This window comes from Microcoleus sp. PH2017_08_TRC_O_A (assembly GCF_020738665.1).
Taxonomy (GTDB): domain Bacteria; phylum Cyanobacteriota; class Cyanobacteriia; order Cyanobacteriales; family Microcoleaceae; genus Microcoleus.
This window is the reverse complement of sequence record NZ_JAEQCE010000013.1, coordinates 164601-179434: the sequence shown is the minus strand read 5'-3', so window position 1 is coordinate 179434 and position 14834 is coordinate 164601. Positions and strand designations below refer to the sequence as shown.

Sequence of the window (14834 nt, the reverse complement as noted above, 5' to 3'; positions counted from 1 at the left end):
AGTACAAATATAAATTTATTTGTTCTAAAAACACAACTGATTCAACTATAGCCGTTCTCAAGTGAGGTACTCGCCAATTCCCAATTCCCAATTCCCAATTCCCAATTCCCAATTCCCAATTCCCAATTCCCAATTCCCAATTCCCAATTCCCAATCTGTCCCTCACTCACTAAATAATTTATTATGAATACCATATCACCTTACGGCTCTTGGAAATCTCCCATTACCTCAGATTTAATTGTTTCAGGAACTGTCGGACTCGGACAAATTGCCATTGACGGCGATGATATTTACTGGGTAGAAGGAAGACCATCGGAAGCAGGAAGAAGCGTCCTCGTGCGGCGGACTCCCGACGGTAAAATAACTGACGTAACACCGCCTCCGTTCAACGTTCGCACTCGCGTCCACGAATACGGCGGCGCTGCTTTTGCAGTTTCTGATAGCGTGGTTTATTTCTCTCATTTTGCCGACCAAAGAATTTATTGTCAAACATTAAATTCTCCACCAGAACCCTTGACACCTGCTGCTAAATGTTGCTACGCAGATGCGATCGTTGACAAACCAAGAAATCGCCTGATTTGTGTGCGCGAAGACAATGCAGGAAAAGGCGAATCTGTGAATACAATTGTTAGTATTAATCTAGATAACGGCGAAGATATTCAAATTTTAACTCAGGGCAACGATTTTTATGCTTCCCCTCGTTTGAGTCCTGACGGTGTTCAACTTTCCTGGATTTGTTGGAACCACCCAAATATGCCGTGGGATGGCACAGAATTGTGGGTGGCAGAAATTAATGCTGATGGTTCTTTAGGCGAAAAATATTTAGTTGCGGGCGGGGTTGATGAGTCAATTTTTCAGCCGGAATGGTCGCCCGATGGAGTTTTGTATTTTGTTTCTGATAAGTCGAACTGGTGGAATTTTTACAGAACCCCCCTCAATCCCCCCTTAGCAAGGGGGGAAGCAAGAGTGGGCACAGAACCCAATCGAACCCCCCTCAATCCCCCCTTGCTAAGGGGGGAGGCAAGAGTAGGCACAGAAGCCCCTTTAGCAAGCAGGGAGGCTGGAATAGAAAATCCCCATTTAGCAAGGGGGGAGGCTGAAATAGAGCCTTTGTGCGAAATGGCTGCTGAATTCGGCCTTCCCCAATGGGTTTTTGGAATGTCTACCTATGCCTTTGTCTCGGAAAGCAAAATTATTTGCACCTACACTCAGCAAGGTAAGTGGCATCTAGGAAGTCTCGATTTAGCGACAAAGCAGTTGACAAATATTGAGACAGGTTACACTGATATTTCGTCGGTGAAAGCGCGGGGAGAAACTGTAGTTTTTCTGGCAGGTTCGCCGATCGCATCTACTGCTATTGTACAGCTAAATTTAGCCACAAGTCAACGGAAAATTTTGCGAAAGTCGAGCGATTTAAACATCGATTCTGGTTATCTTTCTGTACCGGAACCGCTGGAATTTCCAACCGAAAATGGTTTGACTGCTTTTGGCTTCTTCTATCCTCCGAAAAACCAAGACTTCGCTGCACCTGAATCTGAAAAACCGCCGTTAGTTGTCAAAAGCCACGGCGGCCCGACTGCTGCTACTTCTAGCAGCATGAATTTGAAAATTCAATATTGGACGAGTCGCGGTTTTGCGGTGCTTGATGTCAACTACGGTGGTAGCACTGGTTACGGCCGGGAATACAGAAGAAGGCTGCAAGATAGTTGGGGTATTGTTGATGTTGATGACTGCGCTAATGGTGCTAAATATTTAGCCGAACAGGGTTTGGTAGACGGCGAAAGAATGGCGATCGCCGGAGGCAGTGCAGGGGGCTACACAACTCTGTGCGCTCTGACTTTCCGCGATGTGTTTAAGGCCGGTGCGAGCTATTATGGAGTTAGCGATTTGGAGGCTTTGACAAATGATACTCACAAGTTTGAAGCGCGGTATCTGGATGGATTGATCGGGCCTTATCCTGCACGAAAAGATTTGTATGTAGCTCGATCGCCCATTCATGCAGCCGAAGGTTTATCTTGTCCCGTTATCTTCTTTCAAGGATTGGAAGATAAAGTCGTGCCGCCCAATCAAGCCGAAATGATGGTAGAGATATTGAAAGCTAAAGGTTTACCGGTTGCTTACGTTGCTTATGAAGGGGAACAGCACGGTTTTCGTCGCGCTGAAAATATTAAAAGAACTCTTGATGGGGAATTCTATTTCTATTCCCGCGTGTTTGGGTTTGAGTTAGCTGAACCGGTGGAACCAGTGCCGATTTACAATCTTTAACAAAAATTAACGTTGCAGTTGCTCTGTTTGCGATCGAACGCAACGGGAGCATCTCAGTTTTGCATTTACAGTGCTGCCCCGCTCAAAAAATGCTTCGTAGTACGGACTTCAGTCCGCTCTTTAAAAATGCTTCTTGCAAAACTGAGATGATCCCAACGCAACTGTAAAATTGAATCATAATTCGCCAAGATTAAATGTGATTTCGTTCACAAATTCTGATGTTTATTATCACAAATTTTGCTGTTTATTATCACATCTTTTAAGGCAATATACCGAGAGAATAAAATAGTCCGATCGATCTCTGTTACCGCAGAAAAGATCGATCGCGCGATGTCGAGTTGAGAGTCAATCTCTATGCAAACCCCTGTCAACCTGATTCCATCTGCTTTGGGCGAGTTGTTTGCCGAAGTGAATCATAGAGGCTACATTACTATAGCCGATCGCTACGGTTTGCTGGCGGCTATTTTTGACGAGACTTTGACTGAGGATGACAAACGCTCTATCGATCGCCTCCTGCGCTCTGTCTGCCGGGGCAGGATAAAATTAGTTGATGAACTTTCTGCGATCCGATAAGCATTCAACAACCCTTAATAACACTCATCAATCTAGCGTTTTTGAAGCAAGAGAAGCACCAACCGCGCAGGGATCTTAACTCGCTCGCGCTATAAAATCCCACCTCAGAGGCTTCCATTTCCCACAAGTTTAACGTGCAGGCATAGCTGTAGCCAACTGCAAGTTGCTCAAACTTTCTTCGGGCCCCAAATCCATCGGATAGCTGAGTGCGGCAGGAATCCCCAACACGCAGCAGGGAAAATTCTTGCCGAGTTGCCTAACCAGCGGGTGGTTGCGAGAATTGCAGCCTAAAAATAGTAAATTTGCCGATTCTAATTCTACCACATTTCTCAATTCTGTCGCAACTTTACCGATGCGTAAATGAGCTTTGAATAAACCGCGCCATTCCTCAGCCAAACAGCGGGCTTGCCACAGCAACTTATCTGCTACCTCGTACTCATTATTTTGACAGAAAATTGCCCGAAAATAAGGCGGATCGATCCAGGTCGCTCGCTGGGATACCGATTGGATTTCGGCTGTAGGTAATGCGATCGCAGGCGCTGCACAGTAAAGAGCCGATTTTTCCTCTAAATCCGACAGTTGGGGCTTCGTAGCCCAGGCATTTTCCACACCCAAACTACAAGTATTTTCATCGTAAATGTTGGGAGTTTCGTCGAGTACGTAGACGACTTGCACCGTGACTTCTTGAGTTGTTACTAAACGAGTTTGATGAGCAATCCAAAGGGTAATATCGAGAGCTGTTTGACTTTGAGGAGAACTGTTGTAACCCACAATAAAATTGATAGATTTTGTCGGTTTTGTCGGTTTTGACTTTTTCTTAGAAACAGGGACTTTTGACTCCGGCAGCAACACCATTTCTTCCGCTAAGTTTTGGCATCCTAATGCACTTTCAAAACGCGCTAAAATTGTTTTGAGATTCACAGGCTAGACCTCTCTTAAGTGAATTTTTTTGTCGGTTCTTCTAGTCGCCCTTGGGTTATTCGTCTTGAGTAAAGTAGCGATCGAGAAAATTCAAAGCGTAGTTTCGCAGTTCGTAATATTCCTGAGATTCCCGCAACTCCTGGCGATCGCGCGGATGCGAAAACGGCACTGCCAAAATCTCGCCGATTGTCGCCGCCGGGCCGTTTGTCATCAACACAATGCGATCGGACATATAGATAGCCTCGTCCACGTCGTGGGTAATCATCATTGCAGCTTGTCTGTGATTTTCCCAGATATCGAGCACCTGTTTTTGCAACTTGCCACGAGTCAGAGCATCCAGCGCTCCAAATGGTTCGTCCATTAATAACATCTTCGGCCGAAGTGCCAAAGCTCGCGCAATCCCAACCCGTTGCTTCATGCCCCCTGAAATTTGATCGGGATATTTATCTGCTGCTGCTGTTAAGTTTACCATTGCTAGGTGTTCATTGACAAGGCTAATCTTCTCAGCGCGGTTGAGATTTTGCAAAACTTCATCAACTGCTAGGCGAATGTTTTCCCGCACCGTCAACCAAGGCAGCAATCCGTAGTGCTGGAATACCATCATGCGATCGGCTCCAGGTTTGCGAATTTCCTTGCCTTCTAGTGTCACGATTCCGCCACTTTGTTGTTCCAAACCTGCTACTATTTTCAGCAGCGTCGATTTGCCACAACCCGAGTGACCGATTACTGAAATAAATTCGTCAGATCCAATACTTAAGTTGATATTTTCCAAAACGCTAAATTCGCTGCCATCAGCATTTTTATACGACTTGAACAAATTGTTTATTTCCAGAAAATTAGCAGATTTGCTGTTAACTTTGTCGTTGGTGGGGGTAGATGTAGAAGTAAATTGAGTCACGGTATTCTCCTAACAAGTAGTAAAGTAATTTAATTTAACTGCGACTGCCTAAACTCTCAAATTTAGCAGTCGATTTCAACTGAGATCTTGCATCAATGTCAATTGGGGCTTTTTCGTGGGGTGGGGCGGGTTTATTTAACTTGTCTGCTACCTTTTAGGCTGTTGGCTTTCCCCGCCCATACAGGTTGTTGAAAATGGTGCAAGATGTCATAGGAACAGCGAAAGCAGTCAAATATTAAGACTGAAAAAAAGATTGAGGGCGATTGGCTCGAATTTCAAAACTATTCAAATAACCCACCGGATCGCTGGGGTCAAATGATTTTTTGTCAATGAAAACTTCCGCAGGTTCGACTTTGTAATCCTCCTGGGGACAATCGATCGCCATTTCGGCAACAATCTTGCGGTAAAGGTCGGTTCTCCAAGCTTGTTTAGCTAATTCATCAGCATTTTTCGGCACCTCCTTAATGTGTCCCCAGCGCGCGGCTTGAGTCATCAACCAAATACTGTGAGACTGCCACAAAAATGTTGAATGATTTCCCGGTATTTGGGGCAAGTTCTTAGGAATGTCATAGAAAATTGTTGTATCTTCAGATATTATAGTGCGGTCTTTTTCATCAAACCCACCATAATTGTATTCCCCAACTATTCCCGGTCGCGTAAATTTGTCGATCGCCCCGTTTTTAGGTTTAGCCCCCGTAAAAGATCGATCGGTCAACAATGCTGCTATTTGACTGCGATTTTCCGGTTTGCTGCAAAACTGACAAGCTTCCACCATTGCCTTCACCAGCGAGTAATAAGTCTTCGGGTTTTCGTCAATGAATGATTGCATTACTCCCAAAACGCGATCGGGATGTCCCTGCCAAACTTCCTTACCTTGCGCGAAGGTAAACCCCACGCCCAAATTACCTTTAATTGCCCGCGTATTCCAAGGTTCTGCCACCATGTAAGCCTGCATCGCCCCGATTCTCATATTCGTTACCATTTGAGGCGGCGGCACAATAATTATCCTAAATTCTTTGAACGGATCGATACCGGCAGCGGCAGATATATAACGCACAAAGTATTCGTAAATAGCAGAACTTAGTACAACTGCCCAGACTTTATTTTCTACTGGTTGACTCTCAAAAAAACCTCGAAATTGCTTGCCAAATTCTTCTAAATTGCCGTTGTATTCGTGCCACGGGCGCAAACCAAAATCCCACATTGCTTTGCTCATCGTCATCGCGTTGCCGTGGCGGTGAATTGTCATTGCCGCGCACATGGGTGCGTGACGCGCTCCTTCGGCACCAATGCGGGCGTTTGTGATGGCGCCGGATACGACTGGGGAGGCGTCGAGGCGCCCGAAAATCAGGCCGTCGCGGGAGGTTGCCCAGCTTGCTTCGCGGTTGAGTTTGACGTTTAAGCCGTATTTGCGGAAAAATCCTTTCTTCCAGGCGATCGCAAATGGTGCACAATCGTTAACGGGTACGTACCCTATGGTTAGATTGGGTTTCTCTAAGGTTTGGGAATTGACGATCGGCTTTACCGCTTCGGCTTCTTCTGTGAGTCCTTTTGCCGATCGATCGGCGTTAATCCCACAACCAGATAAAGCCATTCCCGCCGCCGCTCCCATTCCTTGCAAAAACTCCCGCCGATTCCATTCATTGGAAAAGTTATCACTCATACCATTTTAGATTTTAGATTTTAGATTTTAGATTGGCAATGACTAATAGATGAGCAATTGCATAAATCTTCGCTCGATAGAGCAACCGCAGATTTAAGGCAGATAAACACAGATAAACGCAGATAATCTCAAGAGATGAGGATGATTGATGACTGATGACTGATGACTAATGACTAATAACTAATGACTCTCGATCGATCGATGCGTTACCATTTCTTGAACTTTGCCAACAGCCCAATCGAGCAGCAAACCAGTTAAGCCAATTACAAACACCGCTAAAAATACCGAACTTAGGTTCAAACGGCTCCACTCATCCCACACAAAAAAGCCAATTCCTACACCACCAGTCAGCATTTCCACCGCCACAATCACCAGCCAAGCAATCCCCAAACTAATCCGCAAGCCAGTAAAAATGTAAGGCAAACTCGCCGGCAAAATTATCTTAGTAATCCGCCTCCAGCGCGGCATCTCCAACACTCGCGCCACATCCAGATAATCCTTGGAAACGCTAGAGACTCCCAAAGCTGTATTGATCATTGTCGGCCACAAAGACGTAATAAATATCACAAAAATTGCCGACGGATCTGCTAAATTAAAGATTGATAGAGCGATCGGCAGCCAAGCCAGCGGCGACACCGGTTTGAAGATTTGAATCAGCGGATTGAGCGCCATCATCGCCGGTTTCGACATCCCGATCAGAAATCCCACGGGAATCGCCACAACGGCACCCAGCAAAAATCCTAGCAACACCCGCCGCAAACTCGCCAGCAGCAGCCAGCCAATGCCTAAATCTCCCGGCCCGCGCTGGTAAAATGGATGCAATATGTAATCTAAATTAGCGATTAACGCTTGATACGGAGTGGGAATTAAATCGCTTTTGAAGCTGGCAACAATCCACCACAGGCCAAGAATTCCCAAAAAACCAACCGCCGGCAACAATACATTATCTCGGATGATGACGGGTTTTGTTCGTTTCCAGGCAGCTTGTCCGGCAATTGCGATCGCAGATAAATTAAGTTGAATTGACATTTAAATCTCCTCAGAGTCAGGGGCGGTACAAGAAATCTTGAACAATACCAACCGGAGACACTGACGAAGCCAAACTATCTATTGAAGACAAGTTGACTCTTCAGTCTCTTCTCAATGCCTGCGAAGTTAGCTGACGGGCTAGGACTGAGAGATGCCCTTCTCTAAAGATTTCAAACTCAAAATTACACTCAAATTTGGCAATTTTTAACTTTGGTTTTTAATTCTGTAGGGATTCGCCCCGAAAATTGGTTCCTCCGCTCCAGCCACAGGCTTTGTTTAAGGGCGCAGTGCTGGATTAGGCTTGACTTTTAAGCCAATTTAAATTAACCTAGCACGACCTTCTCATCCTGTCAATACGTCTTTAGGAGTAGGTAGGGGCGATGATCGGCGAAGCCCAAAAGTTGAGAAACAGAACTAATACAATTTGAGATTTTCCATTTTTCGATTTGAGATTAGGCAATGACTGATGACTTAAGGGTTTGGATCGCTGGCCTACAGTTGCTTTTTTTGAAGGGGTATAATAAATGCTGACCAATGACTAATGACTAATGACCAATGACCAATGACTAATGACCAATGACTAATGACTAATGACTTCTTCAAATCAGAAACCGGATAGTTACATAAACAGCCGCAGCCACCAATTGCAAAGCCATCACAGGAAGCCCGTAACGCAGAAAAGTTTGAAAAGAAATCCGGCGCCCGTGCAGCTCAGAAATTCCCGCAGCCACAATATTAGAAGAAGCTCCTACCAAAGTGCCATTTCCTCCTAAAGTTGCCCCGTACATCATCGCATAAAACAGTGGCAGCACAGCAGGTGGAAACTGCCCTGCAAAATCGGGTGCCAGCACCTCCGTCGGTGCGAGTCCGACATTCACAACATACTGTTTTAACAGTGGCACCATCGCCACAACAAGCGGAATATTTGGCACCACGCTCGACATCAAACCCACGAAAAATAACAGCGTTAAAGAACCAAGAAAAATATTTTTACCTAAAATAGCTGCTAAAATTCCCGACATCCCAGCGATGACTCCGGTTTTTTCCAAACCGCCAATTAGCACAAATATCGACATGAAAAATAGCAGCGTACTCCAATCTAAATCCCGTAAAATATTGTTCAAAGAATCTATTTTGGAATGGTGAGCCAAGAGCATTGCCAAAGCCGCCCCCAACAAAGCCACGGCTGCTGGTGAAATTGGCACGGGCAGCGACTCTCCCACTACAAAAAATGTCAGCACGAAAGCTATAATTAAACCGCCCACCGCTAACACTCGCGGATGATTGATTTTTGGGTGTGGCAAATGTTCCAAATCATCCAATTCTTTGTGCCAGATTTCGGGGAACATCCACGGCAGAATAACTAAGATGACTGCTACGGCGATCGCCCCACCTAAACTTAACTTTAACAGGTAATCTGTAAAGCTCATGTTAATCGCATCGCCGACTATGAATGTCGCCGGATCTCCCACGATTGTCAGCAGTCCCGAACTGTTAGCCACAAATACCATTAAAATCAGCAGCGGCACAAAATCTACACCGACTTCTTCTGCCATTGGCGGTATTAACGGTGCTAGCAGCATGACAGTCGTGGCATTTGGCAAAACTGCACAAATTGGGGTAGTAATTCCGACAATACCAAGCAAGAGATTTTTGCCTTTGCCTTTCGCCAAAAGCACCATTTGAGTTGCCAAGTAGTCGAATATCTTGGTAGGCTCAAAGGCTCTCACCATGACCATGACTCCAAAAAACAAGCCCAGCGTTCCGTGACTGCGACTAATATATTCGATCGCATCCTTTAACGTCATTACGTGGGTGAAAACCAGAATCAGCGCTCCCAGAAATGCCGCAATTGTGAGGTGTATCCATTCTGTAATTATTAAGAAAACTACACCGATAAATGTGGCCGCAGCGATCGCAGCTTGCACGTTTTCCATTTAGTCCCCTGACAAAATTAAAAATTAAAAATTCAAACCTCTCGGATTGAGGGATTATACTACTTTATGGCTATTAGGTCAATAAGTTTAAGTGCTCCTTTTGGCAGCACCAAGCTGGAATGTATTCATAGTGAGAGTTGCAGCACAGGGAAAAATTAGAGCGAAACTACTTCTTTTGGCAGGCTCGCGTGGGGGTGAAGTTTGGTATGGCGATCGGGCGATCGCTCAACTACAATGAAACATGGGGAATATCTGCCAAACTTCGCCCCCACGCAGACATTATGGACTACAGCCAACTGCTCGCCGACAAAACCGATACCATCCTCAAAAACTGGATTGAAGCAGTACGCTTGGATCGGAAAATAGAAAGCGCTGACACCTTGCCACACTCTGCGATCGAAAATCACATACCTCACCTGTTGGGGGCGATGGTCACAGTGCTTTCACAATCTCAAAACAGCGACATAAAAGCAATAATTGAAGCCAGTTTAGACCACGGGTTTCTGCGAGCAGAACAAGGCTACGATGCCGCAGAAGTAGCTCGGGAATACCATTTATTGCGTCAAGTAATATTCTCCCACTTAGAAGCACCATTGCTAGCAGGAACCACCGCCGACGTATTCAGAGCTTTTCGGCTCATAGATGCCGTAGTAGACGAAGCAATTGCCCAGTGTTTCGATAGCTACGTCGCTCAGAGGCTCCAGGAACTTCAACAAATCCAAACTCAGTTAAAACTCAACAATCAAGAACTGAATCGTCTTGTCAGCGTCAATCAAGAAAACCTCTACCATTTAGCTCACGAACTCAAAACTCCCCTCAACTCAATTATCGGTTATTCCGAACTGTTTTTGCGTCAAGAAAAATGGCAATCCGAAATCAAAGATACCCTCCCCGGCATCGAACACATCGAGCGAGTATTGCGCAACGGCAGACAGTTGCTGCGCCTGATTAACGATACCCTAGAACTTTCTCGCGCCGATGCAGGCAAAATTAAACTTAACCTGCGGCAAACTAATGTACGATCTATAATTAGTACCGTAGTAGAAATGATGCAGCCAATAGCTGATGCTAAAGGATTAAAGCTCGCTGTTACCAGCGACTGCGCCCCCACACAAGTAATCGCCGACGCACAGCGGCTGCAACAAATTCTCACTAACCTGCTGAGCAATGCCATTCGCTACACAGAAGCTGGTAGCATTGAATTAAGTTGCTGCCGTGCGGTCGATGCAAATTGGGCGATCGCCATTACAGATACCGGCATCGGCATCGCTCCCGCACATACCAACCGCATCTTTGAGCCATTCTTTCAAGCCTCAGAAGCCGGCCAACAGCACTTTCCCCCCGACAGCACCGGTTTGGGATTAGCTATAGTATCGCGGCTCGTTACCCTGATGCAAGGCAAAATCGAGCTCGCATCAGAAATCGGAGTCGGCTCAACTTTTACCGTGATTCTCCCCTTAGAAGTTAAAATACTTCAAGCAGTAACCTAAACATTAAGTTCAAATTTTTAGATCCGAAAATCAGAAAATCCTATGCCCGCAGCCAGCCTTAGCCCTTCCACAGCATCCTTTCCCCTCACCGCCGTAGTTGGGCAAGAAGCAATCAAATTAGCCCTGCTGTTGGCAGCAGTAGATCCCGGATTGGGAGGAGTTGCGATCGCCGGACGCCGCGGTACAGCAAAATCAGTAATGGCCCGCGCCTTGCATTCCCTACTGCCACCAATTGAAATTGTCAAAGACTCTTTTTGCAACGCTGAACCTGATGAGATTATTGCAGAAAATGCCTCTGACCTGTCAGAAGAAAACGGGCAAGATGCCCGTTCCACAAATACAAATCCAGCCACCGAAATAATTCCCACACCATTCATTCAAATTCCTCTCGGTGTCACCGAAGACAGACTCTTAGGTTCAGTCGATGTCGAACAATCAGTAAAATTCGGTCAAACTGTATTTCAACCCGGACTCTTAGCCCAAGCAAATCGAGGCGTACTTTATGTAGACGAAATTAACCTCCTCGATGACAATATTTCCAACCAATTGCTCACAGTATTAACCGAAGGCCGCAACCAAATAGAGCGCGAAGGAATTAGCTTCCAACATCCCTGCAAACCTCTGTTCATTGCCACCTACAACCCCGAAGAAGGCCCCCTCAGAGAACATTTGCTCGATCGCATCGCGATCGTCCTTTCCGCCGACGCAGCCCTCGAACTACAAGAAAGAGTCTACGCAGTAGAACAAGCTTTATCCTACTCCAGCTCCCCCCAACAATTTCTCACTCAATACGCCGAAGACACCGACAACCTCAAAACCCAAATCATCCTCGCCAGAGAATGGCTCAAAGATGTCACCATTAAACGCGAACAAATCGCCTACTTAGTAGAAGAAGCCATCCGCGGCGCAGTTCAAGGACACCGCGCCGAAATATTCGCAGTGCGCGTCGCCCGCGCCTGCGCCGCCATCGAAGGACGTACAGAAGTTAACGCCGAAGACTTGCGCCGCGCCGTAGAATTAGTCATCGTACCCCGCGCCACCGTCATCCAATCTCCCCCAGACGAAAACTCTCCTCCTCCCCCGCCGCCACCACCCCAAAAGCAGTCAGAACAAGAACAAGACGAACCAGAAAACGAGCAAGAAGACGAAGAAAATCAAGAGGATGAAGACAACCCCGAACCTCAAGAAGAACCAGAGCAAGATACCATTCCCGAAGAATTTCTGTTTGACCCCGAAGGCGTAATTCTCGACCCCAGCGTGCTTTTATTCGCCCAACAATCCGCCAACAAACAAGGCAAATCCGGCAGCAGAACCACCATTTTCTCCGAAGATAGAGGCCGTTACGTCAAGCCAATATTGCCCAAAGGCCCAGTCCGTCGCATCGCCGTTGACGCGACTCTTAGGGCCGCCGCACCTTACCAAAAAGCCCGCCGCCAAAGGAATTCAGACCAAGAACCCGCGGCGAGTTCCAGCCCAAATCGAGATAAGCGGGTATTTGTGGAACAGGGAGACATTCGGGCGAAGCGCTTGGCCAGAAAAGCTGGGGCTTTAGTCGTATTTGTCGTGGATGCTTCGGGTTCCATGGCGCTCAACCGGATGCAGTCGGCAAAAGGTGCTGTCATGCAGCTACTCACCGAAGCTTATCAAAGTCGCGACCAAGTTGCGCTGATTCCCTTTCGCGGAGAACAAGCAGAAGTATTGTTACCGCCGACTCGATCGATAGCCTTGGCCCGCAAGCGTTTGGAACGATTGCCCTGCGGCGGCGGTTCCCCCCTGGCCCACGGTTTGACTCAGGCGGTGCGCGTGGGAGTTAATGCGCGGCAGTCTGGAGATATCGGTCAAGTGGCGATTGTTGCTATTACTGACGGACGCGGTAATATTCCTTTGGCTCGTTCTTTGGGCGAACCGATTTTAGATGGCGAAAAGCCGGATATTAAGAAGGAGTTGCTAGAAATTGCTGCCAAAATTCGCGGTTTGGGAATGCAGTTGCTGGTGATTGATACCGAGAGCAAGTTTATTTCGACCGGCTTTGCGAAGGAGTTGGCCAAGACTTCTGGCGGGAAATACTATCATTTGCCGAAAGCTTCGGAACAGTCGATCGCAGCTATGACTAAAAATGCTCTGCGCGACGCGATCGGCTAAAATCCTTAACGGACACGCGGGAAGTCCCGCGCTCTAACGCAGGGCGTGAGCGTCGGGATGAAAGCCGAGCGAGGTGAGGAGTCCCATTTGCCCACAAGCTACTAGGCGTAAGCCATAGAGAGATGGGCTCCTCGGCGACGAGATGAGCAAACTCCTTGCATTTTCTTTGTATATCAGCTATAATATTATCAGCAACCTTGGTTAATGATAATGTATCAGGCTTACAAGTTCCGACTATATCCGACAGCCGAACAGCAGCAGTATTTTGCTGGTGCTTTCGGCTGTTCGCGTTGGTTGTGGAATTACAGCCTAAATATGAGTCAGGAAACATACAAGGCTACGGGTAAGGGGCTAAGTCGAGGTGCGATCCAAGGTTTATTACCTCAGCTAAAAATAGAATATCCTTGGCTGAAGAAAGGGGCTTACTCGCAATCTCTACAGGTTGTTGCGCTAAATCTGTCTGTTGCCTACCAAAACTTCTTTGAGAAAAAAGCTGGATTCCCTAGCTTCAAATCAAAGCACGGTCGGCAATCTGTCAGCTATCCTCAGAATGTCAAGGTTGGCGAAAAGTCGATCAAGCTACCTATCATTGGTGAAGTGAATTGCAAAGTTCATCGCACTTTTGATGGCACAGTTAAGACTGTTACCGTATCTAAAAACCCAGATGGAAAGTATTTTGCTTCTATCTTGGTTGATGATGGCATCAAGAGCGTAGAAACTACTGCGAAAGGCAAGGCAATTGGTTTAGATGTAGGCTTGATTGACTTCTGTGTAACTAGCGATGGCAGTAAGTATAAAAACCCTCGTCACCTCAAGAAACATAGCAAAAACCTCAAGCGCAAACAGCAAAAACTCAGTCGTAAACAGAAAGGAAGTAGCACTAGAAACAAAGCTAGAAGATTAGTGGCTAAAGTCCACTCTAAAATCAAACGTGTTCGCGAGGATTTTCTGCACAAACTGTCCCGCAAGATAGTAGACGAAAACCAAGTCATTGCAGTAGAAGATCTAAATGTCAAAGGCATGGTACGCAACCACTGTCTAGCCAAAGCAATTAGCGATGCTGGCTGGGGGATGTTCGGAACAATGCTCAAGTACAAAGCTGAGAAAGATGGGAAAACCTATATTGAGGTTGAGCGATTTTTCCCTAGCTCCAAAACTTGCAATAATTGTCTGCACAAAGTATCCGAGATGCCTTTGGATGTTCGTCATTGGGATTGTCCTAAATGTAAATCTCGAAACGATCGCGACGTGAATGCGGCAAAAAATATCAGAGATGAAGCCTTGCGGTTTTTGGCATTAGGAACGAGTGCTGCTGCCAGTGGAGGGAATGTAAGTCGTGGTGGCAAGATTTCGGTCTTGTCGAACGCGGTTCCCCTTGAAGCTGGAAGCCCGCTCTCTACCCGATAGGGTGAGAGTCGGGTAGTTCACATCGAGATTCACTAGCCTGGATCGTGGCACAGGCATCTTCCCTGTGTCCTGAATTGTGGCACAGGCATCTTCCCTGTGTTGCATCTACTCTTAACAATCTAAAAACTTTGATTTTTGCCAAAACTCTCCTGTTTAACTCTCCCTCTCCGGCGAGTCATCACCAGCGAACCGGCGACTAAAACCAACCCCGCCAGCATTGAAGGCTCAGGAATTTTCACCGGCCCAGCCGCCCGGTTTACCGTTCCCGAGTTCGGGCTCGGTAAAATTGTACCTTGCGCGGATTGACCAGTCAGAGCCAGCAGCAAATGTTCTGAACCCTGCGATGAAGTGGCAGTAGAAACGGCACTGACATTAGCTGCAAGGGCAGCTTGACCGCCGGAAATAAGGGTAGTTGCCGCCAATAGAATTCCGGCGGCAGGTGGCAATAATGTGCGAGCAAAAAAGGTGGGCATTAGATATTACCTGTTTGGCATTTTGTCGATCGAACT

12 protein-coding genes and 1 riboswitch are annotated in these 14834 nt (G+C 46.7%); of the genes, 5 read left to right on the top strand and 7 right to left on the bottom strand.

Translation table 11 applies throughout. The features are described from left to right. Nucleotides 1-41: 41 nt before the first annotated feature. Nucleotides 42-194 (bottom strand): hypothetical protein, encoded by a 153-nt coding sequence (locus JGK22_RS06025; RefSeq protein ID WP_293174511.1) that lies wholly within the window; start codon nucleotides 192-194, stop codon nucleotides 42-44. Between JGK22_RS06025 and JGK22_RS06020 the strand changes: the two genes are divergently transcribed. Further along, nucleotides 184-2265: a S9 family peptidase gene (locus tag JGK22_RS06020; protein ID WP_293174514.1), complete on the top strand. Its 2082-nt coding sequence runs from the start codon at nucleotides 184-186 to the stop codon at nucleotides 2263-2265. The two genes, JGK22_RS06025 and JGK22_RS06020, sit on opposite strands and share 11 nt — an antisense overlap. Nucleotides 2266-2619: 354 nt before the next feature. Further along, the gene (locus tag JGK22_RS06015; protein WP_293174517.1) at nucleotides 2620-2838 is read left to right on the top strand and encodes a hypothetical protein; all 219 of its coding nucleotides are present in this window, start codon (nucleotides 2620-2622) and stop codon (nucleotides 2836-2838) included. 129 nt (nucleotides 2839-2967) lie between these two features. Here JGK22_RS06015 and JGK22_RS06010 read toward each other — a convergent pair whose 3' ends face one another. The 5 genes from JGK22_RS06010 to JGK22_RS05990 form a co-directional block, all read right to left on the bottom strand. Further along, nucleotides 2968-3759, bottom strand: a complete 792-nt coding sequence (locus tag JGK22_RS06010; RefSeq protein ID WP_293174520.1) for a universal stress protein — start codon at nucleotides 3757-3759, stop codon at nucleotides 2968-2970. A 55-nt stretch (nucleotides 3760-3814) separates the two neighbouring features. Then, nucleotides 3815-4657 carry a nitrate ABC transporter ATP-binding protein gene (locus JGK22_RS06005; protein WP_293189735.1) on the bottom strand — a complete coding sequence of 281 codons (843 nt, stop codon included), beginning with the start codon at nucleotides 4655-4657 and terminating at the stop codon, nucleotides 3815-3817. A gap of 235 nt (nucleotides 4658-4892) precedes the next feature. After that, nucleotides 4893-6320 carry an ABC transporter substrate-binding protein gene (locus tag JGK22_RS06000; RefSeq protein WP_293174526.1) on the bottom strand — a complete coding sequence of 476 codons (1428 nt, stop codon included), beginning with the start codon at nucleotides 6318-6320 and terminating at the stop codon, nucleotides 4893-4895. A gap of 180 nt (nucleotides 6321-6500) precedes the next feature. Continuing rightward, complete coding sequence (gene ntrB, locus JGK22_RS05995) at nucleotides 6501-7349, bottom strand: nitrate ABC transporter permease (RefSeq protein WP_293312523.1); 849 nt, start codon at nucleotides 7347-7349, stop codon at nucleotides 6501-6503. Between the two features lie 100 nt (nucleotides 7350-7449). Then, nucleotides 7450-7661: riboswitch (cyclic di-AMP (ydaO/yuaA leader) on the bottom strand. 287 nt (nucleotides 7662-7948) lie between these two features. Beyond that, complete coding sequence (locus JGK22_RS05990) at nucleotides 7949-9286, bottom strand: SLC13 family permease (protein ID WP_293174531.1); 1338 nt, start codon at nucleotides 9284-9286, stop codon at nucleotides 7949-7951. 137 nt (nucleotides 9287-9423) lie between these two features. Between JGK22_RS05990 and JGK22_RS05985 the strand changes: the two genes are divergently transcribed. The 3 genes from JGK22_RS05985 to JGK22_RS05975 all read left to right on the top strand — a co-directional run bounded on the left by JGK22_RS05985 (nucleotide 9424) and on the right by JGK22_RS05975 (nucleotide 14325). After that, nucleotides 9424-10776 carry a HAMP domain-containing sensor histidine kinase gene (locus tag JGK22_RS05985; protein WP_366025111.1) on the top strand — a complete coding sequence of 451 codons (1353 nt, stop codon included), beginning with the start codon at nucleotides 9424-9426 and terminating at the stop codon, nucleotides 10774-10776. Nucleotides 10777-10818: 42 nt separating this feature from the next. Next, a complete protein-coding gene (gene bchD / locus JGK22_RS05980) occupies nucleotides 10819-12918 on the top strand; it encodes a magnesium chelatase ATPase subunit D (protein WP_293189733.1) in 2100 nt (699 codons plus the stop codon). Between the two features lie 210 nt (nucleotides 12919-13128). Then, complete coding sequence (locus JGK22_RS05975) at nucleotides 13129-14325, top strand: RNA-guided endonuclease TnpB family protein (protein WP_293195769.1); 1197 nt, start codon at nucleotides 13129-13131, stop codon at nucleotides 14323-14325. Nucleotides 14326-14444: 119 nt separating this feature from the next. Here JGK22_RS05975 and JGK22_RS05970 read toward each other — a convergent pair whose 3' ends face one another. After that, a complete protein-coding gene (locus tag JGK22_RS05970) occupies nucleotides 14445-14798 on the bottom strand; it encodes a PEP-CTERM sorting domain-containing protein (RefSeq protein ID WP_293174537.1) in 354 nt (117 codons plus the stop codon). Between the last annotated feature and the right edge of the window lie 36 nt (nucleotides 14799-14834).